General features: G+C 64.4%; 21 protein-coding genes. 12 read left to right on the top strand and 9 right to left on the bottom strand.

Annotated features, from left to right (window positions below):
* Positions 1–83: 83 nt before the first annotated feature.
* Positions 84–989 carry a crotonase/enoyl-CoA hydratase family protein gene (locus EWH10_RS11670; protein WP_229742582.1) on the bottom strand — a complete coding sequence of 302 codons (906 nt, stop codon included), beginning with the start codon at positions 987–989 and terminating at the stop codon, positions 84–86.
* A gap of 171 nt (positions 990–1,160) precedes the next feature.
* On the opposite strand from EWH10_RS11670, the gene EWH10_RS11675 reads away from it, so the two are divergent.
* From EWH10_RS11675 to EWH10_RS11700, 6 genes are all read left to right on the top strand, one after another.
* On the top strand, positions 1,161–1,616 hold the full coding sequence (locus EWH10_RS11675) for a PaaI family thioesterase (protein ID WP_025550255.1): 456 nt from the start codon (positions 1,161–1,163) through the stop codon (positions 1,614–1,616).
* A gap of 10 nt (positions 1,617–1,626) precedes the next feature.
* The gene (locus EWH10_RS11680) at positions 1,627–2,442 is read left to right on the top strand and encodes an SDR family NAD(P)-dependent oxidoreductase (protein ID WP_025550253.1); all 816 of its coding nucleotides are present in this window, start codon (positions 1,627–1,629) and stop codon (positions 2,440–2,442) included.
* Between the two features lie 168 nt (positions 2,443–2,610).
* Positions 2,611–3,954 carry an aromatic ring-hydroxylating dioxygenase subunit alpha gene (locus EWH10_RS11685; RefSeq protein WP_025550251.1) on the top strand — a complete coding sequence of 448 codons (1,344 nt, stop codon included), beginning with the start codon at positions 2,611–2,613 and terminating at the stop codon, positions 3,952–3,954.
* Positions 3,955–3,980: 26 nt separating this feature from the next.
* Complete coding sequence (locus EWH10_RS11690; protein WP_025550250.1) at positions 3,981–4,739, top strand: SDR family NAD(P)-dependent oxidoreductase; 759 nt, start codon at positions 3,981–3,983, stop codon at positions 4,737–4,739.
* Between the two features lie 5 nt (positions 4,740–4,744).
* Positions 4,745–5,620, top strand: a complete 876-nt coding sequence (locus EWH10_RS11695; protein ID WP_044660665.1) for an SDR family NAD(P)-dependent oxidoreductase — start codon at positions 4,745–4,747, stop codon at positions 5,618–5,620.
* Positions 5,617–6,570 (top strand): SDR family NAD(P)-dependent oxidoreductase, encoded by a 954-nt coding sequence (locus EWH10_RS11700; RefSeq protein ID WP_065846172.1) that lies wholly within the window; start codon positions 5,617–5,619, stop codon positions 6,568–6,570. Before EWH10_RS11695 ends, EWH10_RS11700 begins: the two co-directional genes overlap by 4 nt.
* Before the next feature lie 7 nt (positions 6,571–6,577).
* Here EWH10_RS11700 and EWH10_RS11705 read toward each other — a convergent pair whose 3' ends face one another.
* From EWH10_RS11705 to EWH10_RS11715, 3 genes are all read right to left on the bottom strand, one after another.
* Positions 6,578–7,405, bottom strand: a complete 828-nt coding sequence (locus EWH10_RS11705; RefSeq protein WP_052628104.1) for a DMT family transporter — start codon at positions 7,403–7,405, stop codon at positions 6,578–6,580.
* A 219-nt stretch (positions 7,406–7,624) separates the two neighbouring features.
* Positions 7,625–9,946, bottom strand: coding sequence for a TonB-dependent receptor (locus tag EWH10_RS11710; protein WP_044660668.1), 2,322 nt, complete (start codon positions 9,944–9,946; stop codon positions 7,625–7,627).
* A 148-nt stretch (positions 9,947–10,094) separates the two neighbouring features.
* The gene (locus EWH10_RS11715; protein WP_025551463.1) at positions 10,095–10,913 is read right to left on the bottom strand and encodes an SDR family NAD(P)-dependent oxidoreductase; all 819 of its coding nucleotides are present in this window, start codon (positions 10,911–10,913) and stop codon (positions 10,095–10,097) included.
* Between the two features lie 136 nt (positions 10,914–11,049).
* Here EWH10_RS11715 and EWH10_RS11720 point away from each other — a divergent pair, with 136 nt between their 5' ends.
* The gene (locus EWH10_RS11720) at positions 11,050–12,018 is read left to right on the top strand and encodes a GlxA family transcriptional regulator (protein WP_025551465.1); all 969 of its coding nucleotides are present in this window, start codon (positions 11,050–11,052) and stop codon (positions 12,016–12,018) included.
* Between the two features lie 47 nt (positions 12,019–12,065).
* On the opposite strand, the gene EWH10_RS11725 is transcribed toward EWH10_RS11720, so the two are convergent.
* Genes EWH10_RS11725 through EWH10_RS11735 form a run of 3 tightly spaced genes read right to left on the bottom strand, consistent with a single transcriptional unit; the run spans position 12,066 to position 16,265 of the window.
* A complete protein-coding gene (locus tag EWH10_RS11725) occupies positions 12,066–13,718 on the bottom strand; it encodes an FAD-binding protein (RefSeq protein ID WP_025551467.1) in 1,653 nt (550 codons plus the stop codon).
* Positions 13,719–15,059 carry an aromatic ring-hydroxylating oxygenase subunit alpha gene (locus tag EWH10_RS11730; protein WP_065846173.1) on the bottom strand — a complete coding sequence of 447 codons (1,341 nt, stop codon included), beginning with the start codon at positions 15,057–15,059 and terminating at the stop codon, positions 13,719–13,721.
* 36 nt (positions 15,060–15,095) lie between these two features.
* Positions 15,096–16,265, bottom strand: a complete 1,170-nt coding sequence (locus tag EWH10_RS11735) for an acyl-CoA dehydrogenase family protein (protein WP_226869687.1) — start codon at positions 16,263–16,265, stop codon at positions 15,096–15,098.
* Positions 16,266–16,466: 201 nt separating this feature from the next.
* Between EWH10_RS11735 and EWH10_RS11740 the strand changes: the two genes are divergently transcribed.
* From EWH10_RS11740 to EWH10_RS11760, 5 genes are all read left to right on the top strand, one after another.
* Entirely contained in the window at positions 16,467–18,578 is a 2,112-nt protein-coding gene (locus EWH10_RS11740; protein WP_130029987.1) for a 3-hydroxyacyl-CoA dehydrogenase NAD-binding domain-containing protein, read from the top strand.
* A 40-nt stretch (positions 18,579–18,618) separates the two neighbouring features.
* Complete coding sequence (locus EWH10_RS11745) at positions 18,619–19,452, top strand: enoyl-CoA hydratase/isomerase family protein (RefSeq protein WP_025551473.1); 834 nt, start codon at positions 18,619–18,621, stop codon at positions 19,450–19,452.
* Between the two features lie 5 nt (positions 19,453–19,457).
* Positions 19,458–20,420 (top strand): 3-hydroxyacyl-CoA dehydrogenase NAD-binding domain-containing protein, encoded by a 963-nt coding sequence (locus tag EWH10_RS11750; protein WP_025551475.1) that lies wholly within the window; start codon positions 19,458–19,460, stop codon positions 20,418–20,420.
* A 111-nt stretch (positions 20,421–20,531) separates the two neighbouring features.
* On the top strand, positions 20,532–21,518 hold the full coding sequence (locus tag EWH10_RS11755) for a phytanoyl-CoA dioxygenase family protein (RefSeq protein ID WP_025551477.1): 987 nt from the start codon (positions 20,532–20,534) through the stop codon (positions 21,516–21,518).
* Positions 21,519–21,528: 10 nt separating this feature from the next.
* Entirely contained in the window at positions 21,529–21,987 is a 459-nt protein-coding gene (locus EWH10_RS11760) for a nuclear transport factor 2 family protein (protein ID WP_025551479.1), read from the top strand.
* 309 nt (positions 21,988–22,296) lie between these two features.
* Here EWH10_RS11760 and EWH10_RS11765 read toward each other — a convergent pair whose 3' ends face one another.
* Both EWH10_RS11765 and EWH10_RS11770 read right to left on the bottom strand, forming a co-directional pair.
* The gene (locus EWH10_RS11765) at positions 22,297–23,430 is read right to left on the bottom strand and encodes an acyl-CoA dehydrogenase family protein (RefSeq protein ID WP_025550549.1); all 1,134 of its coding nucleotides are present in this window, start codon (positions 23,428–23,430) and stop codon (positions 22,297–22,299) included.
* A 6-nt stretch (positions 23,431–23,436) separates the two neighbouring features.
* Positions 23,437–24,624 carry an acyl-CoA dehydrogenase family protein gene (locus tag EWH10_RS11770; protein WP_025550548.1) on the bottom strand — a complete coding sequence of 396 codons (1,188 nt, stop codon included), beginning with the start codon at positions 24,622–24,624 and terminating at the stop codon, positions 23,437–23,439.
* Between the last annotated feature and the right edge of the window lie 13 nt (positions 24,625–24,637).

Here is a 24,637-nt window from a genome sequence, read left to right on the forward strand (position 1 = left end):
GCCGTCCAGCATCTGCCATGTTTTGGCGGGCAGGAAAGCCCCGCCCCTGCCATATCGCAATTGTGAAGGATGAGGCGGCGTCCCTATTCCGGCCGGGGACGGCGGGCGCGAAGCTCTATCCGCCCCTTGCCGAACGGCGCGTCGCGATTGGCAAGCGCTTCCTTCAATCCCTTTTCCGCCATGTCCTTGCGGAACCGGCTGCGGCGCGGGCCGGTGCTGAGATGGGCGCGGGCATCGAGTTCGGCGGCATAGCGCAGGGATTGTTTCGCCCCCGCCAGCTCCATCTGCGCATTGACGACGCGCTTGTGCGTGGCGAGTATTTCCGCGTCGACGCTGCCGATGCGGCGCACCATCTCATCCGCCTCGAAATCCAGTTCCTCGGCCGGATAGGCTTCCAGCACCATGCCGATGCGCGCCGCGTCGATGCCGCTGATCGTGTCGCCGGTGAACAGCATGCGCTTGGTCCACTGCGGACCGCAATGATAGAACCACAGGTTCGTCGGCGGCGTGCCGTTGGCGCGGGCGGCGGGGAAGCCGATCTTCGCGTCGTCGGCGGCAAGCACGATGTCGCAGGAGAAAGCGAGGTCGGTGCCGCCCGCCAGGCAATTGCCCTGCACCTTCGCCACGATCGGCTTGTGCAGGTCCAGCATGATGGAGGTCAGCTCCTGCTGCCGCTCCAGATTCCAGATGTCGTCGTCGATGGTCCCCGCGCGGCTGCGATAGGCGGCGGGATGATAGTCCGTCGCCGCGTCGGCCGCGCCGCCATAGCTGTCCGTCAGGTCGTAGCCAGCGCAGAAATCCCTGCCCTCGCCCGAAAGCAGGATGACATTGGCGTCCCGCCGGTCGTCCGCTTCCAGCAGCGCCTGATGCAATTCCTTGAGCATCTGGCCCGACAGGGCGTTGCGCTTTTCGGGGCGGTTCAGGGTGATGCGGGCCACATTGTCGCGCACCGCGAAGCTGATGCAGTCCGTCGATTTCAGCCATTTCATGCCCATGTTCCGCTCTCCAAATCCCTATCGCGCCAGCATAGCGCGCCCCGTGCCGCGCTGGCGAGGCTGGCCCCGCCGCCTATCGGCCATGTGATCCTTGCACCCTCCCCGTCTTGCCCCGTCCGGGTGGAGGGCGCAGTCCTGCCGCTTATGCAAAATGCAAAGGCGAGGATGGCGGACGTGCCGGCGGGCTTCCACCGGCTGGACCGGATGGACGATGTGATCGGCGGCTTCGACCCGGTTTACATCCGCCGGGAAGCGGACGGCCATGTGACGCTGGGCTTTCATGTCGGACAGCAGCACTGCAACCCGCGCGGCCATTGTCATGGCGGCACCTGGGCCACGATGGCCGATGTGGTCATGGGCGTGAATGTCGGGTTCGTGACAGGACTGAGCGGGCCCACCGTTTCGATGAGCATCGACTTCCTGGGCGCGGCGGCGGAAGGCCAATGGGTGGAAGGACGGGCGGAGGTTCTGCGCTGGACGCCCAATCTTGGCTTCGCGCAATGCCGCTTCAGCGCGGACGGCGAGATAGCGCTGCGCGCCAATGCGGTCTTCCGCCGCAAATTCCCGCCCCATCGCGACTTTGAATCGCTGATCGCGCGGTCGTCGGAACAGAATGGATAAGGAGAGCATCATGGGCCGTCTGTCAGGCAAGGTCGCTGTGATCATGGGCGCGACGCGGGAAGGCAATATGGGACAGGCGATCGCCCATCGCTTCCTGGAGGAAGGCGCGCATGTCGTCGTGTCCGGTCGCGGCCAGAAAGGGCTGGACGCGTTCGCCGCCGCGACCGGAGCCACCGCCATTCCGTGCGACATCCGCAGCCGCGACCAGATCCAGTCGCTGGCGGACGCGGTGCTGGCGCGGCATGGCGCGATCGACATCGCCGTCAATGCGGCGGCCATCGGCTTCCTCGCGCCCTTCGAGGAGGAGACGGAGGAGCAGATCGATTCGATCCTCTCCGTCATCTTCAAGGGCGGGCTGTTCTTCATGCAGGTGATGGTCGGCGCGATGAAGCGGGAACGGCCGGACGGAAGGGGCGGCGCGATCGTCAACATCTCTTCCGCCGTGGCCGACATCATGTCCGACGATCATTGCAGCTATATGGGCGCCAAGGCCGCGCTCAACCAGATGACGCGCTTTGTCGCCTATGAATATGGCAGGCATGGCATCCGCGCGAACATCCTGGCGCCGGGCCTGACCATCACGCCGATGCTGGGCGGGTTCAACGTGCCCGGCATGGTGGAGGCCTATGCGAAGGAATATCCGCTGGGCCGGATCACCACGGTGGAAGACATCGCCAATGCGGCGCTGTTCATGGCCAGCGACGAATGTTTCATGACGGGCCAGACCTTCCATGTGACGGGCGGGCTGACGCTGCGCCGCAATCCCACCACGGCGGAGATCATGGCCTCCATCGCCGCCCATGACGGCGCGTCGCCGCCGATGTGAGCCTGCCATGATCCGCTTCTCGCAGCCGAACGGTTGACGGTAAATCCATCCGATCGGGCGGGCAGGGATCAGACTGGCGATGATCCGGGCCGCGTGGACCCGCGACATTGACTTGCGCCATGTGGGCGCGGGAAGCTGATGGCAAGGTCTCAGGAGAGGGCAGCAATCGTGAACCAGCCAGCCGCCGCGCTACAGCCGAAGATCACCCGCAGGAAAAAGGCAGGGCCAGAGGATTTCATCCCGAAGGAAGATTATGTCAGCCGCGATTTCGCGCGGCTGGAACAACGGCGGCTCTGGCCCCGCACCTGGCAGATGGCCTGCCGCGAGGAGGAGATTCCCCGCGTCGGGGATTATGTGACCTATGACGTGCTGGACGAATCCATCATCGTCGTGCGTGTCGCGGCGGACAGGATCGCGGCCTATCATAATGCGTGCCAGCATCGCGGCCGCCGCCTGACGGAAGGGTGCGGCCATGCCGCCCGCCTGTACTGTCGTTTTCATGGCTGGTCCTGGAAGCTGGACGGCACCATCGCCCATGTGGTCGACCGCGATAATTGGGACGGCAGCCTGAAGGACGAGGACATCGCCCTGCCGCAAGTCCGGGTTGATCGCTGGGGCGGATTCGTCTTCATCTGCATGGACGGGGATGCCGAACCGCTGCTCGACTTCCTCTCGCCCATTCCGGATGTTTTCCGCAATTATCCGTTCGAGAAGATGCGCTATCGCTGGTACAAGCGCACGGGCATCGACTGCAACTGGAAGACCGCGCTGGAAGCCTTCAACGAGGGCTATCACGTCCAGACGACCCATACCCAATTGCTGCCCGTCCACGATGACGAGGCCCTGTCCTTTGCCGAGGGACGCCATGGCAGTTACCAGCTTGCGCCGGGGCGCATTTCGCTGGGCGAGCGCTCCCCCCGGCTTGCCAGCACGCAGGTCGACTATCGCCGCAACGTCCGCGACTTCGTCCTGATGCTGGAGGAGGATCTGAAAGCCTCGATCCCGCCGCACATGGCGGAACTGGCGGACCGGCTTGTCGACGAACTGCCGGAGGACGCCTCCCTGCTCGACGTGCTGATGAAATATGGCCAGATCGCCTTCGAGGCGGCGCAGGAACGCGGCATCCCCTTCCCATCGCTGACGCCGGAGGAGATCGGGCGAGCCGGGGCGGACTGGCACCTGTTCCCGAACATGGTCTTCCTGCCCGCGCCCGATGCGATGCTCGCCTATCGCGCGCGTCCCGACCGCAATGATCCGGAACGGTGCATCTTCGAAGTCTATTCGCTGGTCCTCTATCCCGAAGGACAGGAGCCGCCGCTGGAACGGCAGGAATTCAAGGATTGGCGCGATCATGACGCCTGGGGCCTGATCCTGACGCAGGATTTCGAGAATATGACCGAAGTGCAGCGGGGCATGCGCTCCACGGGCTTCACCGGATCGCGCACCAATCCCGTGCAGGAACGGAGCGTGTCGAATTTCCACCGGGCGCTGCGCGAGTTCATCGGCGCCTGACCCCAAAAGATTCAAAAGGAGAGAATATGGCTGGCAGATTGAGCGGCAAGGTCGCGATCGTCACCGGCGGCGGCCAGGGCGTGGGTCTGGGCATCGCGCAGGTTTTCCTGCGGGAAGGCGCGAAGGTGCTGATCACCGGCCGCACGCCCGACAAGCTGGAAGCGGCGGTCGCCGGCTTGAAGGCGGAGGGCGGCGAAGCGGCGTGGATCGCGGGGACCGCCGGCGTGCGCGCCGATGCGGAGGCCGCCGTCGCCAGGGCGGTCCAACTGTTCGGCGGGCTCGACATATTGGTCAACAACGCCCAGACGTCCAAACCCGGCACCATGTTCGAGGATACGGACGACGCGCTGTTCGCGCTGACGATCGAATCCGGTCTCTATGGAACGTTCCAGCATATGCAGGCGGCTGTCCCGCATATGAAGGAAAAGGGCGGATCGATCATCAATTTCGGTTCCTATGAGGGGATTCATGGCGGCGTCGGATTCGCCGCCTATGCCGCGACCAAGGAGGCCATTCGCGGCCTGTCCCGCACCGCCGCGCGGGAACTGGGCAAATATAAAGTCCGCGTCAATGTGATCTGCCCGGCCGCTCTCAGCCCCATTGCCGAACAATGGGTGAAGGACTTCCCGGAAGAAGCGGAGAAGGTCATGAAGCTGATCGCGCTCGGCTATCTGGGCGATTGCGCAGAGGACATCGGCCCTGCCGTGCTGTTCCTGGCGAGCGAGGACAGCCGTTATGTGACGGGCCAGACGATCAATGTCGACGGCGGGCAGATGATGTTGTGAGCGGGATGCTCGACCTTTCGGGCCGCACCGCCATCGTCACCGGCGCCGCTAAGGGGCTGGGCCGCGCCTATGCGCAATGGCTCGCCGCCCATGGTTGCGCCGTGGTCGTGAGCAACCGTCCGGCGCCGGACGGCTCATCCTCGGCGCGGGCCGTCGTGGAGGAGATCGTGGCGGCAGGCGGCCGGGCGGTCGCGCATGACGGGCCTGTGCAGATGCCGCAGGCCGCCGCCGAAATGGTGCGGATCGCCGGGCGGCATTTCGGCGCGCCCGACATTTTCGTCAGCAATGCGGGTGTTCAGGCGTTCCGCGATTTCGGCACGGTGACGCTGGAGGAAATGGATGCGTTGCTCGACATCAACCTGCGCGGCGTGCTGGTGGGGCTGAAGGCCGTGTGGCCCGCCATGGTGAAAGCGGGCTATGGGCGGATCGTGCTGACCGGCTCCAGCGCCGGACTGTGGGGACAGGTCGGATCGGCCGATTATGCGGCGTCCAAGGCGGCGATGGTGGGCCTCGCCCGTTCTTTGGCGATCGATGTCCCGGCTGGCGCGGACCTGTGCGTCAATGTCGTCGCTCCCGCAGCCTATACGCCTATGTCCTCGGGCAGCATTCCGGCGGAATGGGCCGACTATGCCTCGCCCGATCATGTCGCGCCGGTCGTTGGCTGGCTATGCAGCGACAGATGTTCGACCTCGGGCGGCATCTATCATGCGGGCGCAGGCCATGTCCGCCGCGTCCAGATATTGGAAGGGCCGGTTCGCCAATTGTCGGAAGGCGACATCGACAGCGTGATGCGGGGCCTGACCGCGCAGCCCGAATGGACCAGCTCTTTTGCGTCCGGCGCGGAGATCATGCCGGAACTGGTGAAGGCGATGACAGCATGACCATCGATTTTTCCGGCCAGACGGCCATCGTGACGGGAGCAGGCGGTGGCATGGGGCGCGCCTATGCGCTGGAACTGGCGCGGCGCGGCGCCGCCGTGGTCGTCAACGACTATGGCGGCGGCGTTCTGGGCGAACAGAATGGCAGTTCCGCTCCAGCCGAAGCGGTGGTCGCGGAAATCACGGCGGCGGGTGGGCAGGCGATCGCCAATGGTCTGGCGGTCGGCACGGCGGCGAATGCGCGGGCCATCGTCCAAACGGCCCTGAGTGCCTTTGGACGGATCGATGTTCTGGTCAACAATGCCGGCACGGGCATTGCCGGACCCTTCACCGCCCATGATGACGAGGCGATCGAGCGCCATTATGCGACGAACCTGATCGGTGGCCACCATCTGATGCGCGCCGCCTGGCCGCATATGGCGGCGCAGCGCCATGGCCGCATCCTCAATGTCAGTTCCAACGGCGCGCTTGGCGTCGGCGGCAATGCCCCTTATGCTGCGGCCAAGGCGGGCATGCTGGGCTTGACGCTGGACGCCGCGATCGAGGGCAGGCCGCTGGGCATAGTGGTGAATGCCGTGATGCCGACATCCTATTCCCGGCTGATCGAGCAGATACCCGATCCCTCCACGGTCGCCTGGTTCCGCGACAACCTGCCGCCCGAGAAGGTGGCGGCGGCAATGGCCTGGTTCCTGAGCCGCGATTGCACCGAGACCGGCCGCATCCTGCTGACGGGCGGCGGTCGCCTGTCGAGCCTGATCTTCGCGGAAACAGGGGAGATTTTCGACGCGGAGATCAGCGCCGAGCGGGTCGCCCAAAGGATCGGGGAGATCGGGGACGAAAGCCTGCTCACGCCCGTGCACAATCAGGCGGAAGCAGGCGCGCGCTATTTCCGCCATCTGCCCTGGACGGCCGCCGAGACGCCCGATTTCGGCCCGGACGTGGAAAGAGGCTGAGCGAGGATCAAGCGCGCCGCCGCCCGTGCAGGGTGATGTAGATGGCGGTGCCGATGATCAGCGCCGATCCCACATAGGTGCCGGGCTGCGGCCATTCGCTGAACAGCATATATCCCAGCGCCGTGGCGAAAAGGATGCGGACATAGTCGAGCGGCCCCATCAGGCTCGCTTCTCCCAAGGTCATGCCGCGAATGTAGCAGGCTTGGGACACGACGCCGAGCACGCCCATGGCGGCCAGCAGCAGCGCATCCCCGGCGGTGGGCATGCGCCAGCTGCTCCAGGCCAGCGGTGCGGTGAAGATGAGGCCCAGCAATGTCGACCAGGTGAGAAGCGACAGGTCGCTATGATCGCGCGTCATCTGCTTCACGCTGATCACCGACCAGGAGACGAGCAGCGCGGCCAGCAGCCCCTGGGCCGCCGGCCAGCCGATCAGCGAATGGGCGGAGCCGGGCGCGATGATGATCAGCACCCCGGCAAAGCCCGCCAGCGTGGCGAAGAGCCTTTGCCGATCCAGCTTTTCGCCCAGCAGCAGGGCGGCAAGCGGCACGAGGAACAGGGTGCGGGTGAAGGACAGGGCGTTCGCTTCCGCCAGTCCCAACAAGTGAAAGCTGTTGAAGGCAAGGATGATCGACAGGCTGGTGGCCGCACAGCGCAGGATCATCAGCATCGGCCGGCGCAGCATGAAAGCGCTGCGGGGCCGCCGCAGGATGAAGGGCGCCAATGCGATCAGGCCGACGCCCTGCCGCACGAAATTCTGCGTTGCCGACGAATAGTCGTCGCCCAGCAGCTTCACCAGCGCCATGGCGATGCTGTAGGCAAAGCCGGAGGCCAGCATCCACAGCGCCCGCGCGCATTGTCGTGATACCCTTGTCCGCCACCGTTCATCCCGCCCCGTTAGACGCACTCGGAACGGGAGGATAGTTTATTCGGCAAGTATCGGTCCGGTGATTGGCGATGTGCTGATGTACCGGGATTGGATGTCGAAGCGGCTTGGCCATGCCCGCCCTCAATCATCGGCGCCGGACTCGAAGGTCCGGCGCCGGTGACGCTTCGATCAGAATTTGTAGGACAATTCCATCCCATAGGTGCGCGGTTCGCCATAGACGGAGGAGATGTAGCCGGCCTCGTTGTAGATGCCGATCACGCCCACACGATAATAGCTTTTGGTCAGGTTGTTGACGAAGGCCGCCGCGCCCAGTCCGGTACCGAAGATATTGTCCCAACCCGCGCGCAGGTTGACCAGTTCATATCCCGGTTCGGTCGCCAGCACGTCATTCTTGTCGAGATGCTGTTTGGTGCGATAGCTGACATTGGCGTTGAGGTTGATCGCGCCCGCATCGCCCGACAGGGGGATCTCATAGCTGACATTCGCGCCCATCTGATGATGGGGCGACCCGACCAGCGCGAATTCGCCCGGCTGGCGGCCTTGGCTGATCTCCACGCCGACATAGGAATAGAAGGCGCTGATGTTGAGCGGACCCGCGATGAGGCCCAGTTCCAGCTCGCCGCCATAATTTTTCTGCCGGGCGGTGTTGTCGATGATCGTGTTGACATTGCCCGCGCTGTCGATGGACGATGTCTGCTTCTGGACGTTCTTATAGTCCTGATAGAAGATGGCGAGACTGCTGGTCAGCGTGGCGCCGCCCAGCGGATGGCGCGTCTTGAGCCCCACCTCATATTCCTGCACGGTTTCCGGATCGAAGGGCTGCAATTCTTCGGTCGACGCCGCCCGCAGCGAGAAACCGCCGGAGCGGAAACCGCGCCGGGTCGAGATATAGGTCGTCAGATTCGCGTTGGGTTCATATTGCAGCGTGACGTCCCAGGTGAAGGCGTCCCATTTCTTGCTGTTGGTCTGCGGGCAGTCGGCCAGCGTCGCGGGAACGAAGGAGGTCGTGCCGGTGTCCACGCGGAACAGGCATGTGCCCAGATTGGGATAATAGGCGAAAATCCGCGCATTGCGCTTGTCGGTCGTGTAGCGGATGCCCGCCGAAACCTTGAACTGGTCGGTGAAGGCATAGGTGCCCGCCGCGAACAGCGCGAAAGTCTTCGCCTTGCCGCTGCCCGCATAGGCGTTGAGGAAAGTCGCGGCCGGAGTGTTGAGCGGCAATCCCGAGCCGGCTATCGCCAGTTCCGGGAACTGGCTGGACGTGGAACCATCCTTCCCCTTCTCGACGAAATAATAGGCGCCCAATACATAATCCAGCCGGTTCTCGATCGCCTTGCCCTGGATCTGGAATTCCTCGCTGAACTGTTCGATGCTGCGATAGCGATTGGAATTGATGAGATAGGCGGGCACGCCATCCAGGTCCATGACCTGGTCGAAGTCCAGCTTGCGATAGCCGACGATATTCTTGAAGGTGATGGTATCAAGGCTGTAGGTGGTGCGGTTCGTGACGCCCCGGTTCTTCAGCCGTTCAAAAGGCTGGGTCTGATAGGCGTCGAGCGTGCCGCCCGTTCCCGATCCCGATGCGAAGCGATAATGCGGCCGCGCCTGCTGCGCCGCGAACTGGCCGACGACGTCCGATACCGGAATGCCGAAGCCGCGCAGCGTCGCATATCCGGCGATGGCGGGCGCGGCGGGATTGGCGGCGGTGCCGACCAGCGCCGTGCCATGTTCGTTCGTCTTGATATAATCGACGATCGTATTGGATTCGAATTCAGGCGTCGGCGCGAAGCGGATCGAGGTTCGGAAGGTCTGGTAATCCTGATCGTCATAGTCGCGACCGGTCAGAACATCCCTGGTGAAGCCATCCCGCTTCCTGATCTTGCCCGCGAAACGCACGCCGAGACCTTCCGTAAGGGGCAGGTTCACCATGCCGTAAATGTCGCGCATGTCGTAATTGCCGATCTGGCCGCGCAATTCGGCATGAAAATCGTCCACCGGCTTGTTGGGTTCGATCAGCACCGCGCCGCCGGTCATGTTGCGGCCGAACAACGTGCCCTGCACGCCCTTCAGCACCTGGGTCGATTGCAGGTCGTAGAGCGCGTAGGCGAAGCCGACGCTGCGGGCCTGGACCACTTCAGCGAAATAGGTGCCGACCGGCGGATCGGTGAGCAGTTGCGATTCCTGGGTGCGCTGACCGCGAATGGCGAAGCCCAGCTCGTTCCGGCTGGTGCCCTGGTTGGTGAGGCTGAGCGAGGGCACGCGGCTTTGCAGCCCCAGCGCGTCGCTGACGCCGCTTCGCGCAAGAGAGTCGCCGCTGACGGCGGTGATCGAAATCGGCACGTCCTGCAACGCCTCCTCGCGCCGGCGGGCGGTCACGATGATGTCGGACGCCTGGGCCATGCCCGAGTCCTGCGGTGCGGCGTCCTGCGCGGCGGCTGCGGTGGCGAAGAGCGATGTGGCGGCAAGCAATGCGGACCGGAACATGGTCATCCTTCCTCTCCTGATCGTCCGGCACTGGCGCCGGTCTGGCCGCTGTTGCGGCTCTGGGGAACGATCATGTCGAAAGGATATTTTTACTCAATCGTCCCGAGCGTCGGGACGAGATTGATCGCAGTCATGATATTTGCCCGCGACCCCGTCAGCTTTCCGCGATGAAGCCATGGCCTGCGAGCGGTCCGATCCCCACGACGCCGCCATCGACCGCCAGTTCGACGCCGTTGACGAAGCGGGCCTCGTCGCTGGCGAGGAACAGCACCGCCTGCGCCACGTCCCAGGCGTCGCCCTCAATGCCGAGGGGGCTTACCTTCCGCCGCATCTCGCGCATCTCCTCGGACATGTAACGCGCTGCATGGGGCGTCATGACATGGCCGGGCGCCACGGTGTTCACGCGGATGCCGTCGCGGCCATGCAGCACGCCGATCTCGCGGGAAAGCTGCGCCATCGCCGCCTTGGACGGGCCATAGGCGATCGCCCCCATCGCCCTTATGCCCGCCAGCGAGGAGATGTTGACGATCGATCCCCCGCCGCCGCGCACCATAAGGGGAATGGCCGCCTGGCTCATCAGCATCACGCTGGTCAGATTGGTGGTCAGCGTCCGGTTCCACTGGTCCAGCGTCATGGTTTCGAGCGTGGCCGGTCCCGAAATGCCGACATTGTTGACCAATATGTCGAGCCTGCCGAATGCCGCAACGGCCGCATCGACCAGCTTTCCGCAGACGTCCGGGTCACCGACATCGCCTCCAGCCGCAACGGCGCACCCACCATCGGCTTTGATCCGTTCCACCGTTGTCTGCGCCCGCGCCGGGTCCAGATCGGCGCAAACAAGTCGTGCGCCTTCCGCTGCCATGAGCAGGGCGATGGAACGACCGATACCGACATCATCCCCTTCCGCTCCAGCGCCGGTGACGATCGCCACCTTTCCGGCAAGGCGGTCATAATGGCGGATCGGTTCGGGCATGCGGGCTCTCTCCTCGTCGGTCGCGCAGATGGACCCAAGCGCGTGATCCGTCCAGCGTGCAAGACCTGCTGTTCGCCCAGGGCGAGGCAGATTGACAGGGAGTATTTGCGCATATACCGGCTATTTTCTCTCAGTCATGGCCTTTGATTTCGCCCTTGTCGCGCTGCCCGGCGCCTATTTCAGCAGCATCGGCGCGCTCGTGGACAGCTTCCTGATCGCCCGCGACCGGGTGGAGCATGTTTTCGCCGGCGAAGACCAGATGCGCATGGAAACGAAGCTGCATATCCTCTCCGCCGACGGCGGGCCGGTCGTGCTGGGCGACGGCCGATCCTTTCCGGTCGACGGCCCCGCGAACCGGGATGAACCGATGGCTTTCATCTGGCTGCCCGCCTTCCGCGCCGGGGGGCGCGAGCCATTGGAACGCCGCCTGGCGGAGGCAGGTCCGCTGCTCGACTGGCTCCGCCGCCAATCGGCGATGGGCGCGGTGATCGGCGCCAGCGGAGCGGCTTCCACCCTGTTGATGGCGGGCGGTTTCACCGCCGATCTTGCGGTTCCGGTGGCGCGGGCGATGCAGCCGCTGACCCGCATGCTTTTCCCCCGCCAGCCGTTCGAGGAGCGGTTTGGGTTGGTGGATCACGGCCATCTGCTGATCGGCAACGGCATGGGCAACGACCTGCAACTGATCATCCGGGTGCTGGAGCGGATGATCTCCCCCGACATTGCCCGATGGCTCTCCTCGATCGTGGGGCAGGACTATGAGGAGAAGGAACTGCTGGCGCCCGACCCTTTGGTCGCCCGCGCGCAATTGTGGATCGAGCAGCGTTTCACCGGGCCGATCAACATGGCCGAACTGGCGGGGCATCTGTCGACCAGCCCGGCGACGCTCAACCGCCGCTTTCACAAGGCGCTGGGCCTGTCGCCCAAGGCCTATGTCGGGCAGCTTCGCTTTCAGGCGGCGGTGCGCATGCTCGAAAAATCCACGCGATCGGTGGACCGCATCGCGCAACTGGTCGGCTATTCGGACAGCCGACTGTTTCGGGCGATGTTCCGCCAGCATGCCGGCATGACCGCTAGCGAATGGCGGGCGAAACCGCGGCGAAAATGAAGCCTGACTGACAGGCCCCGCCCTGTTCGGGAGGGGCCTGGCCCCGATCAGCCATTGCCGCCTACGGCATGGTGGGCGGCGATCCATCCGAAAATGAAGGACGCGCCGATGCTCGCGCCCGCCGCCGGGTAGCAGCGGCCCATCACCGAAGCCGTGGAATTGCCGGTGGCGTAGAGACCCTCGATCACCGATCCGTCAGCGCGCAGGACACGGGCATTCTCGTCGGTCACGACACCGCCCGACGTGCCGACGTCGCCGGGCACGATCTCCATGACGTAGAAGGGCGGCTTGTCGATCTTGCCCAGATTGGGGTTCGGTTTGACCGTCGGATCGCCAAAGCAATTGTCATAGCCGCGCCCGCCCCGGTTGAAGTCCAGATCCTTGCCGGTCTCGCAATAACCGTTGAACTTCTCGATCTCCGCGTTCAGCCCGGCGGGATCGATGCCGGTGATGCGCGCCAGTTCCTCGATCGAATCCGCCTTCTTCATCATGCCGCTGTCCAGCCAGGACTGCGGCGTCTTGCCGGGCGGATAATAGCCCCAGGCGTAGCGCTTGCGGTGGCGGCTATCCAGGATGACATAGGCAGGCACGTCATTGCGGTACAGCCGCTGGCCATTCTCCATATAGGAGCCGCTTTCGTTCAGGATGCGGCGGCCATGGCGGTTGACGATGATGCAATGCGGCTTGGAAATGTCCGTATTATGCATGTTCGCCGGTCCGCCTTCGGGCACGACCGTGCCGGGAACCCACCAGGCCTGGTCCATCAGGTCCAGTGCGGCGCCATGTCTTTCGGCAATCTGGATCAGCTCTCCGGTGTCGCCGGGATTGGCGTTGGTCCATTCCACCGAACTGGGTTGAGGACCATATTGCTTGCGCATCTCCGCATTGCGGGAAAAACCGCCCGCATTGATCAGCACGCCATCGCGGGCGCCGATGCGCAATGTCCTGCCGCCATGCTCCGCGATGACGCCGACGATCCTGCCGTCTTCCTCGATCAGCTCGGTGACGCCATGCTCCGTGCGCATGTCGACGCCGGCCTTGTCCGCCAGCATCAGCAGACGCCCCTGCAATGCGCCACCGAAGCTGAGTATCGGTTTTCCGCGCCTGGCGACGACACGCATGCGCCATAGCAGCTTCAGCCCCTCCCACATGCCGCGGGGGGTCCGCGTGGCGAGGCCGATAATACCCGCCTTGTCCGTCGGCAGCGGCATCACCATCGGCCCGAGCCGCAGCTTGTCGAACAGCGGCCCCATCTCCCGCGCATCCAGCATCGGCGCGCCGATGGAGCGGCTGCGCGTCACGCCGCCGGGCCGGTCGTCATAATAGTCCGACCAGCCTTCGGTGTGCAGCCACTTCATGCCCTGATCTTCCAGCCATTTCAGCATGACCGGCCCGTTGCGCAGATAGGCCTCCTTGCGCTCCGGCGTGGCGCCCGGCCCGCCATCGTTGCCGACGGTCGCATCCATATAGGTGCGGGCCATCTCATGGCTGTCCTTGATGCCCTTGGCCCTGATGATGTGATTGTTGGGCACCCACAGCACGCCCCCGGACATGGCGGTGGAACCACCCAGCCTGTCGGTCTTCTCCAGGATCAGCGGCGTTTTGCCGATGGACTTCAGGTACAGCCCCGCCGCCATCGACCCGCCGCCCGAACCGATGATGACGAAGTCGGCAACCTCGTCGAACTTCGTCTCGTCCATTCAGTCCGCCTTCCCCATATAGTCATGATAGACGTGGTGGAAATTGCTGATCTCCACCTCCTGAACGGGATTGGTCCGGGCGGTCCTGAAGGCCTGCGACTTCATGCCCTTCTGCACTTCCTCCATATTCTGGAAGTCCTGCTCCAGGATGAGGCCCCAATTGAGGGCGCGCCATTGGCCGTCGCTGCCGTCGCCGCCGTCTTCCACCTCGACCTTGGGCTCGGCGCCCGGCGCGTAACGCTCCAGCACATTGACTTCGAAGATGCACTTGTCCGGGTCGTCGCCATAGGGGCGGGCGCGATAGAAGAGCACATTGGTCGCCTGTTGCAGGAAGACGAGGTTGGGGAAGATGTTCCAGTCGGTCCCCGCCTTCATCAACTGCTCCCCGCTGATCGCCGGAAAGGGACGGCCGCTCCTGGCCGATTCCTCCGCATGGAACTGGGCGAAGGCGCCGTAGAGCGCGAAGGGATCGACGCCCTCGGGCAATTCCATCAGGCGCTTGCCCGCCGCCAGCATTTCCTGCGTGGTGGTCGCCTGGAGCGTGTCCCAGATTTCCTTGTTGAACTCGTAGAAACCCTTGCGGATGTCGCCGCTCTGGTCGCTGACGCGCGGGCTGGGCAGGCCGAACAGCGCGGTCGGCGCATAGCCGAACATCGCATGTTTCCCATAGGCCTTGGAATAGGTGTAATCGTCCTGGTAGGCGAGCAGCTGGCGGTGCGTCGTCTGCACATGATAGCCCTCCATGAAGGCCTCCTGCGCGGTCTTCCAGTTGCAGGGCATGATGATGCGCTTGCGCCAGGCATAGCGCATATGCTCGATCTCGAACGGGTCGAGGATCGTCTTGGCCTCGCCCAGGAAATCCTCCAGGCTTTCGCTGTCCGGGTCCATGTTGATGAAGACCCAGCCGCCCCATTGCCCGACCTTCACCCTTTGCAGGGCAACGTCCTCGTCCGGCAGGGCATCGCCCCAGTCGTGGCGGTCGACAATCTCTGTCGGTTTGCCGTCCAGGCTCCACTGCCAGCCATGATATTTGCAGTGGAACTTGCCCATCCGGCCGCAGCCTTCCGTCAGGCGGCGGCCCCGGTGGGGGCAGACGTTGAAATAGGCGGCGATGGTCCCGTCCTTCTGGCGGACGACCGCGATCGATTCATCCGCGATGTCGTAGGTGTAGAAATCGCCGGGATTGGGAATCTCTTCGGCGCGGCAGGCGACCTGCCATATCTTGGGCCAGAGCCGTTCCTTTTCCAGCCGCACATAGTCGCGCGAAATATAGGCGTCGACCGGGATGCGATCGGCCGTCACCGCGACTTTCTGCCTCGAAACGCTGATCATTTCGTTCATTGTCCGATCCTCTCCTTGGCGGGACGCTTCAGCCTTTCAGCCTTTTGCGGGGCCCTGGGGGAAACGCATGTCGAATACGCCTTCCGCAATACGGTTGAGCAGCACTTCTATCGCGCCGCCTGCAATCATCCACCCCCGCGTGCGGCGCAGGCAATATTCGACCAGGCTGTCCTGGCTGTAGCCCGCGCCGCCCATGATCTGGATCGCCTCATTGGCGCATTCGAAACCGGCGCGGTTGCACGCGACCTTGGCAATGGCGGTCTCTTCCGGCGAAGGCAGGCCCGCGTCGGCATTGGTCGCCGCACGATACAGCAGCAACTGGGCCGCATCGAGTTTCAGCTTCATTTCCGCAAATTTCCACTGCAACCCCTGAAATTCGCACAGCGCCTTGCCGAACTGTCTGCGCGTCTTGGCATGCTCGACCGCCGCGTTGAAGGCGTAGCGGCCGAGCGCAAGGCTGCGCGCCGTGTTGCCGATGCGTTCGACGTTGAAGCCCGACATCTGCTTCTTGAAGCCGCCCGGCCCCAGCAGTACCTTGTCCTTGGGCACATAGACATTGTCGAAGAACAGCGGGTTCCATTCCTCGCCCGACAGGAAACGGATCGGCTTGCCGAAGCTGAAGCCTTCCTGGCCGCGCTCGATCAGCACCGATCCGATATTGCCGGTGCCCGGCCCATAGCGGACATAGACCAGGAACACGGTGGCATGGGTGCCGTGGGTCGTGAAGATCTTCTGCCCGGTGATGCGGTAGCCATCGCCATCCTCCACTGCCGTGGTGGTCAGCTCTGTCACGGCGGAACCGGCATTCGGCTCCGTCATGGCGACCGAAATCAGCCCCTCGCCGCGTAGCAGGGGGGCCAGATATTGTTCCTTCTGCGCGTCGGTGGCGAACTGGGCGAAAGTGCGGATCGCCCCGAAATTGCCCGCCTGCACGACATCCGCAGACCGGGGGCACACCGACGCGATCGTCTCGATCGCGATGACCGCGTCCATCAGGCTTCCGCCCAGACCGCCCTTGTCCTCCGGCACGGTGATGCCGATCAGGCCCTGTTCGGCCATCATCCTGGCCACGTCCCACGGATAATCGTCGCTATGCGCGCGCTCCAGCGCTCCGGCGGCCAGATGGCGCTGCGCGAAGGCGGCTACCGCGTCGCGGAACATGGTCTGCTCTTCATTCAGGTCGAACTGCATTCGATCGCTTCCCATAGGGCGGCTCATATGCCGCGGATAAACTGCTATCCTCGACCTAATCGGGGATGATCGCGATGCGAAGATTACCGCTGCGATCCTTCACATTTACGATGCATCGCCGCCGCCCGCCGCCCCAGCTTGACAGTTATGACCGGCAAATAGCTTGTGGGGACAGGTTTCAGACGCATTTTCAAGACAGGGCCCCTCGATCCAGCCATGACCCAGATCAATGACAAGATCTCCACCCGCATCGAAGGCGATATAGGTTTCATCGTCAGCGACAATCCGCCTGTGAACGCGCTGGGCATCGGCGTCCGGCAGGGACTGGTCGGCGCGCTGGAAGAACTGAACGCCGACCCGGGCGTGAAGGCTATCGTGCTTTATTGCGCGGGACGGACCTTCTTCGCGGGCGCCGACATCACCGAATTCGGCAAGCCGCGCCAGTCGCCCACCCTGCAGGACATCATCGCCGCGCTGGAAAGCTCAGCCAGGCCGGTGGTCGCCGCGATCCACGGCACCGCGCTGGGCGGCGGGCTGGAGACGGCGCTGGGCTGCGCCTTCCGCGTCGCGATCCCTTCCGCCCGGATGGGCCTGCCCGAAATCAACCTGGGCCTGTTCGCAGGCGGCGGCGGCACGCAGCGGCTGCCGCGCCTGATCGGTCCGGAAAAAGCGCTGGAGCATGTGCTGTCCGGCAAGCCGGTGGGCGCCAGGCAGGCATTGGAGCTGGGCATTGTCGATGCCGTGGAGGAAGGCGATCCCGCCGTCATCGGCGCCGCCTTCGCCCGCCGCGTGATCGACGAAAACATCCCTGCCGTGCCGGTGCGCGACCGCGACGAGAAGCTGGCGGCGACCCGCGCCGATCCTTCGGCCTTCGACGCGCTGGCGAAGAAGCTGACGGCGCGCAGCAAGGGCCAGGCCGCGCCGCAGGCCAATATCGATTCGATCCGCCGCTCCTTCACCATGAGCCTGGACGAAGCGCTGGCGATCGACGCCGCCGCCAATCGGGAACTGATGGCGGGCAGCCAGTCGCGCGCTCTGCGTCACCTTTTCTTTGCCGAACGGGAAGCCGCCCGCATCCCCGGCCTGCCGGAAACCGCAAAGGCGCGGCCCGTGCAGAAAGCCGCGATCATCGGCGCGGGCACCATGGGCGGCGGCATCGCCATGTGCTTTGCCGGGGCCGGGGTGCCCGTCACCGTGGTCGACACGACGCAGGAAGCGCTGGATCGTGGTCTGGAGCGGGTGAAGGGCAATTACGCCACCTCGGTCAAGCGCGGGTCCATCGGTCAGGCGCAGATGGACGAGCGCCTTGCGCTGATCGCGGGCGCCACCGACCGCGCGGCGGCGGCCGACGCGGACATCGTGATCGAGGCGGTGTTCGAGGATATGGACGTCAAGAAGGAGATTTTCACCGATCTGGAAAAGCGGGTGAAGCCCGGCACCATCCTTGCCTCCAACACCTCGGCGCTCGACGTGGATGAGATCGCGTCGGTGCTGGAGCGTCCGCAGGATTTCGTCGGCATGCATTTCTTCTCGCCCGCCAATGTCATGAAGCTGCTGGAGGTCGTGGTGGCCCGGCACAGCAGCCCCGAGGCGATCCTGACCGCGATGGCGGTGGGCAAGACGATCGGCAAGGTGCCGGTCTGGTCGGGCAATTGCGACGGCTTCATCGGCAACCGCATGGTCGCCAAGCGCTCCGCACAGGCCGAACGGCTGTTGCAGCAGGGGGCCTTCCCGCAACAAGTCGACGCCGCCCTCACCAATCTGGGCTTCCCGATGGGGCCGCTGACCACGAACGACATGTCCGGCCTGGACATCGGTTATTCGATCCGCAAGCGCCGCGGCACCCCCTTCCCTATTGCCGACGCCATCGTCGAGAGCGGGCGGCTGGGACAAAAGACGGGCGCAGGCTATTATCGCTACGAACCGGGCGACCGCACGCCCCATCCCAGTCCGGAGACGGAGGCGCTCATCATCGCGACATCGGAAAAGCTGGGCATCACCCGCCGCGACATAGCGGAGGAGGAAATGGTGCAGCGGCTGCTGTTCCCGCTGATCAACGAAGGCGCGCGCATCCTGGAAGAAGGCATCGCGCTGCGGGCGTCCGACGTCGATCTGGTGTGGATCAACGGATATGGCTGGCCCCGGCATCTGGGTGGGCCCATGTTCTATGCGGACGAAACCGGCCTGGCGACGATCGTCGCCAAGCTGCGCGAGATGGCGGCCGAAACGCCGGGCGATCCGTCGCTGCAACCCGCCGCGCTTCTGGTAGAGCTGGCGGACGGGGGCCAGAACTTCGCCGACTGGCAGAAAAGCCGCGCCGCGGCCTGAACGAGACAGAGAATATTACAGGGATTTTTCGGAGACGATTATGAGCGACAACGAGTTTCAGCGCGACATCGACTATAGCGAGTTCGACTTCTTCAAGGTCGAAATCGCCGAGGACGGCGTCACCACCGTCACGATGAACGATCCCGACAAGCTGAATGCGGTGGGACCGCATAATCATTGGCAGTTGGAGGATATCTGGCTGAAGCTGGCGCGCGACGAGCGCGTCAAGGTCATCGTGCTGACCGGCGCGGGCAAGGCCTTTTCCGCTGGCGGGGACATCAAGCTGATGGCCGAACGCGCCCAGACCGAATATGGCCTGAAATATGCGTTGCGCGTGCCGATCAACACGCTGCGCATCTGGGACCAGATATTGATGACGCCGCAGCCGATCATCGCGGCGGTCAATGGCGACGCCATCGGCCTTGGCACGTCGCTGTTCGCCTTCTGCGACATGAGCATCGTCGCGGAGGATGCGAAACTGGGCGACACCCATGTGCGCGTCGGCCTGGTGACGGGCGACGGCGGATCGGTGATGTGGCCGCTGCTGGTCGGGCCGCAAAAGGCCAAGGAATATCTGATGCGCGGCAAGCTGCTGAACGGCAGGAAGGCCGAGGAGATCGGCCTGGTCAACTATGCCTTCCCCAAGGAGCAGGTGCTGGAGGAAGCGCTGAAGATCGCGCGCGAGATCGCCGGACAGCCGATGTGGGCGGTCCGCTGGTCCAAGGCGGCGGTCAACAAGTGCATCCGCGATCAGGTGAACCTGACGGGCGAATTGTCCATCGCCTATGAAGCGATGACGATGCTGACGCAGGATTACAAGGAAGCGACGACCGCCTTCGCCAACAAGGAAAAGCCGGTCTTCAAGGGATATTGATCGCCATGGCCGCCTATCGCGACGCGGACAGCATAAGCACCGTCGCCGCGATCGGCGGCGGCGTGATCGGCAATGGCTGGGTCGCTGCCTTTCTGGGCAGCGGCCGGGCCGTGCGCCTTTACGATCCGATGCCCGGCGCGGGCGAACGCACCCGCGCCCATGTTGCGGGCGCATGGGACCAGATGGTCGAACTTGGGTTGGCCCAGGCCGACGACGACTGGTCTGTGCGCCTTTCGGTCCACGACACGGTGGCCGACGCGCTCGCAGGCGCGGATTTCGTCCAGGAAAGCACCCCCGAACGCACCGAGGTCAAGCAGGCGCTGTTCGCTGATCTCGACCGGCTGGCGCCCGCGGATGTGCTGATCGCCAGCAGCACGTCGAGCCTGCCCGTCACCGAGTTGCAGGCCGGCCTTGCGACCGCCGATCGTTTCGTGCTGGGCCATCCGTTCAATCCGGTGCACCTGATCCCGCTGGTCGAAGTGGGCGGCGGCGAATGGACCGCAGAAGAAGCGGTCGACACCGCCTTCGCCCTCTATGCCGCCATGGGCAAGCAGCCGATCCGGCTGAAGCGCGAGATATTCGGCCATATCGGCAACCGGCTGACCGCCGCCATGTTCCGGGAGGCGGTGCGGCTGGTGGCGGAGGGTTATGCCAGCGTCGGTGACATCGACAAGGCGATGAAACACAGCTTCGCGCTCAAATGGGCGATCCAGGGGCAGTTCACCACCTTCCACACATCGGGCGGCGCGGGCGGTCTGGCCGAATTCCTTCCCAAATTCGGGCCGGGCATCGTCAGGCGCTGGGAAAGCATGGCCGATCCGCCGCTGGCCGACCCGGCCTTGCAGGCGATGCTGGTCGAGCAGATGGAGGAAGCCGCTGCCGGGCGAAGCGTGGCGGAAATCGCCGCCCGGCAGGATGAGAAGCTGATGCAGATGCTGAAGCTGCTGGCGCCGGACAATGAGCAATAATAGCCGAAAGTAGACGAAAATCATCCCACCCTACCGATCCCGGCCATGATAATATGGTCCCGTCCCGGCGCCTCCAAAGGTTGGCCGGTCCGAGTGGAGAGGAAGGAAGAGATGACCGTCGATGTGATCAATCGCCCGGAAGCCGAAGACCTGCATGTGCAGGATGTCGTCGCGGCGGGCGAACTGGAAAGCTGCAACCATCTGCTGGACGACCCGGAAGCGCTCAACCGCTTCTACGAGGAGAAGGGCTATATCCTGCTGCGCGGCGTGTTCGATAGGGATACGGTGGCGCGCGCGCGGGATGAAATGCTCGCGGTCGCTGCTCAGATGGGGCTGGTCGAGCCGGGCGATCCCACTGGCAAGTGGACGGGCAAGCCTTCGGTCGGCGGCATGGAGGAAAGCGATCTCTATGCCGGGATCGCCGCCCGTCTGATCGAGGACCCGGCCAATCAGGCGGTGATGGAAAAGGTGCTGGGTGAACCGGCCTGCTCCGTCCCGATCGTGCAATATCGGACCTATCCGCCCCAGAGCAAGCTGGGCACCGTGCATCAGGACGGCTTCTACAGCCCCGGCATTCAGGATTATCGCCCGGTCTGGGTGTCGCTGACCCCCTGCACCCGCGACATGGGCGGGCTGGCGCTGGCGGTTGGCCAGAACAAGCGCGGCTATTTCCACAATGTCGGCAAGCCCAATCCCTTTCCGATCCCGCGCGACGCGATCCCGGCGGAAAGCTGGGCGACGACCGACTATATGCCGGGGGACGTGCTGGTCGTGCATCCGTGCACGCCGCATTGCGGCCTTCCCAATAATAGCGACCGGCTGCGCGTCTCCTTCGACTCGCGGGTGCAGTCCGCCGCCAACCCCAGCGCCATCGCGGCCACCGTCAAGTCCTTCACGCCCACGACCGTCACCGTGGATGCGGATCGCGTCGGGGAGATCACGCTGAATATCGACAAGGACAGCTATTTGCGCCCCATCGATCCGGGCGTGCGCGAGAGCTTCGATGGCTTCGTCACCTATATGAAGCCCGGCATGCGGCTGGTCGTGGTGCGGGATGGCGACCGCGCCGTCATGCTGCGCAAGGCGGCGGAGGGATAAGGGCAAGGCGATGAACGATGCCGTGAAGCTGTTGACGCGCATGTTCGGCTTCACGGAAGAAGGCCGGCACCGTCCCGACATCTTTCCTGTCGGAGGCGAAAGCCGGCCGTCGCCGGCGGACTATTTCCATCCCGATGTCGTGCACAGCCTGTTCGGCCCCAGCGGCACGAAGGAGACGCTGGTCGGGCGCGACGCCTTTCTCGCATTCGCGGCCTCCTGCGCGGAGGCTCTGGCGGAAAGGCGGGACGAGATCATCGCCATCACCTGCGTCGACCGGCAATGCGCCTTCGTCCACGCCCGCGCCTACCGCAAAAGCGCGGCGAATGGCGAGGACATCCATTATGAATGGGCCATGCTCTACCGCGTGGAGCAGGGCCTGATCACCTATGGCGCCGACATGCTGGATGCCCCCGCGCAGGCCTTTTGGGGGCGAGTCCGTCAGAGGCCTAATCCCAGTTCGACTTTCTAGGCGGCGTGGACAAATTCAGGACTCGCTGAACTGAGTAATTTGGGTGGAATCAGGACATTCCCCCTCCCGCAGGCGGGAGGGGGCTAGGGGGTGGGCTGGCGCGGCATCTGTGCTGTTTTGCAACGGCTAAGTCAGAAGCTCGCTACGCTCGCGCCCACCCCTAACCCCTCCCGTTTACGGGAGGGGAATGTCTTGGATTGGCCAATTTCCCGCCATTCCGAAACTCTCCACGCGGCCTAACCGCCTGGAACATGCGCCCTATGCTGACGGAAGCGCGCCGATCCCCGTCAGCGACATCAGCAACGACCCTCAGGCAGAGGCGGGATAGACGCCGCGCTTTTCCACGAGACGGGCGAGATGCCAGTCCCGGTCGCCCAACAGCGCGTCGATGGCGGTCAGCCGCTTGAAGGCATGCCCGACCTTATATTCGGCGGTGATGCCGATGGCGCCGTGCATCTGCACCGCTTCCTGCCCGATGATGCGGCCTGACTTGCCGATCTGCGCCTTTGCTGCGGAGATGTTGCGGCTCCGTTGATCGGCATCGCTGTCGAGCGACAGCGCCGCAAGGATCGCCATGCTGCGCGACAGTTCAAGCTGCATCAGCATTTCGACGGCGCGATGCTGGAGCGCCTGGAAACTGCCGATGGCGACGCCGAATTGCTGCCGGGTCTTGAGATAGTCGACGGTGACATCGAACGTCTCCGCCATGGCGCCGACCGATTCCGCCACCAGTGCAGCGGTCGCTTCCTCGAACACGCGGGCCAATATGCCCTCCCCCTGCCCCGTCGCGCCGATGAGCGCATCCTTCGGGACATTGACGCCCGACAGGGCGAGCGTGGCGACCGGCACGCCATCATAGCCGCGCTTCCCCTCGACCGTCACGCCAGCCGCCGCCGCATCCACGAGGAAGAGCGAAAGGCCCTCTCCCGTTATTGCGCTCACGATGAACGTATCGGCGCTCTGCCCATGCAGGACCGCGATCTTGCGGCCATCGAGCGTCCATCCATCGCCCGACGCAGACGCGGTCGTGCGCGCCGCCAGCGTATGGCGCGGCAGGCCCTTCTCGCCATGCGCCAGCGTCAGGATGCGCTCGCCAGCCGCAATGCCCGGAACGATGTCCCCGCGCTGCTGCGCTGACGCGCCATGGCGCAGCACGCCGCCCGCCAGCACCACGGTTGCGAAATAGGGTTCGACCATCAGGCCGCGCCCCAGCGCCTCCATGACGATCATCATCTCCACGCCGCCGCCGCCGAAGCCGCCATCTTCTTCCGCGAACGGCAGCGCGAGCAGGCCCATCTCCGCAAGACCTGCATAGGCCTCCCGGCTCCAGCCATCGGGCGTCCTGAGCGCATGTTCGCGCTTCTGGAAGTCGTAGGTTTCCGCCACGAACCGCGTGACGGTTTCCTGCAGCATCTTCTGTTCGTCGTTCAGGTCGAAATCCATGGCGCGTCAAAGTCCCAGCATGGTCTTGGCGATGATGTTCTTCTGGACCTCATTGGACCCACCGAAGATCGACACCTTGCGCATCGTGAAATAGAAAGGAGCGGCAGCGCCGATCCAGCCATCGTCCGGATCGTTCGGCGCATGATCATGATCGGGCATGGCAAGGCCCGCCGGGCCTGCCAGCTCAGCGACCAGTTCGGTCATGCGCTGCTGCATTTCCGTGCCCTTGACCTTCAGGATGGACGCCGCCGCATTGGCGCCGCCGCCATGGGCATCGGCGGCGACGACGCGCAACTGGGTCAGTTCCAGCGCCCGCAATTCCACCTCCACCTCCGCCAGCTTGTGCGCAAGGCGGCGCTGTTCTTCGTCGGTCAGGGTGCCGTCCGCGGCAAGGCGGCTCTCCAGCGCGCGCAGTTGCGAAAGCCTTTCCTTGGAAAGACCGATGCGGGCGATGCCGCTGCGTTCGCTGCCCAGCAGATGCTTGGCGACGTCCCAGCCCCGGCCTTCCTCGCCAATGACATTCTCCACCGGCACGCGCACATCGTCGAAGAAGACTTCATTGGCGTCATGCTCGCCGTCGATCGTCTCGATCGGGCGGACGGTGATGCCCGGCGTCTTCATGTCCAGCAGCAGGAAGGTGATGCCCTGCTGCTTCTTGCCGCTGCTGTCGGTGCGGAACAGGCCGAACATCCAGTCCGCATGCTGGGCCTGTGTCGTCCAGATCTTCTGCCCGTTGAGGACATAATGATCGCCGTCTCGAACCGCCGTCGTCTTGAGGCTGGCAAGGTCGGAACCGGCGCCGGGTTCGGAAAAGCCCTGGCACCACCAGATGTCGATATTGGCGGTGACCGCCAGGAACCTGTCCTTTTGCGCGGGGGTGCCGAACTTGCACAGCACCGGACCGATCATGTTGACATTGAACGGCGATCCTTCCGGGGCATGGGCCAACGCCATCTCCTCCTGAAAGATATAGCGCTGAGCCGGCGTCCAGGCCTGCCCGCCATATTCGACGGGCCAATGCGTCACGGCCCATCCCCGCGCGTTGAGGATGCGTTGCCACCGCACCGTATCCTCCTTGGTCAGATGATCGCGGTTGATCATCTTGCGCCGCAGATCCTCTGGGAGGGCTTCCTTGAGGAAGGTCCGCACCTCATCGCGGAAGGCCGTTTCCTCGGGCGTAAAATCCAATTTCATCGCGCTGTTCCCA

Origin of the sequence: Sphingobium fuliginis (assembly GCF_004152845.1) — a bacterium.
Classification (GTDB): Bacteria; Pseudomonadota; Alphaproteobacteria; order Sphingomonadales; family Sphingomonadaceae; genus Sphingobium; species Sphingobium fuliginis.